Source organism: Vibrio sp. 1641, from assembly GCF_033339995.1.
GTDB classification, from domain to species: domain Bacteria; phylum Pseudomonadota; class Gammaproteobacteria; order Enterobacterales; family Vibrionaceae; genus Vibrio; species Vibrio alginolyticus.
Window position 1 is genome coordinate 1 of sequence record NZ_JAWOVP010000203.1, and the last position, 670, is coordinate 670.

At 47.3% G+C, this 670-nt stretch carries 1 pseudogene; it reads left to right on the forward strand.

Going from position 1 to position 670, the window contains the following annotated elements:
- Positions 1–670, forward strand: a pseudogene (locus R7Z47_RS25065) (cell division protein DamX); the annotation flags it as partial.

Genomic DNA, 670 nt, shown 5'->3' on the forward strand with positions numbered 1-670 from the left:
TTAAGCCAGTTGAACTTGATATCGATATGCTATCCGAAGTGGAAGCGCGTCGTTTCTTCGAATCACTAGTGGTTAGGTACGTCGATGACGATGCGGAGAAACGTGTTCGAGATGCATTTAAGAAAGTCGACCCGATTCCGGGTGACATCATGGCATTAGGAGAGATGAAAGTGGAAAAAAGGATCATTATCCGTTCAATTGTCGGATCGCCACTCAACATCGCATTAGTGGTTTTGGTGCTACTGTTGCTGGCCGCTGGAGGCTATTGGTGGATGTTTAATCAGCCAAGCCCAGATGACAAAGCGCAGCAGATCACGGGAAGCATCGAGCAAACTGCCATTCCGACACTCACTGAGCCGACTCTTTCGCCATCAGAATCTAATTTAACCTCAGTGACTGACGGCTTGCCAAATGATGGCGATTTATCAGATGCGACTGATGATTCCAACTCATTGCCACCAACGGTGACAGAAGAAGTAGCAAGCGGCGGAAATGATGACACCCAGCAGCGTGTTGTGATTGAATCTGACGTGGTTGATGCTCTGTTAGAAGGTAAGCCTGAGCAAGCGAATACAGACAATATTAAAGCGTTAGTAGAAGGGGCTGAACCTCAAGCGAAACCCCAGTCAGAGACAAACTCTTCTTTGATTAAAGTGGTGAAGCCAAGCGA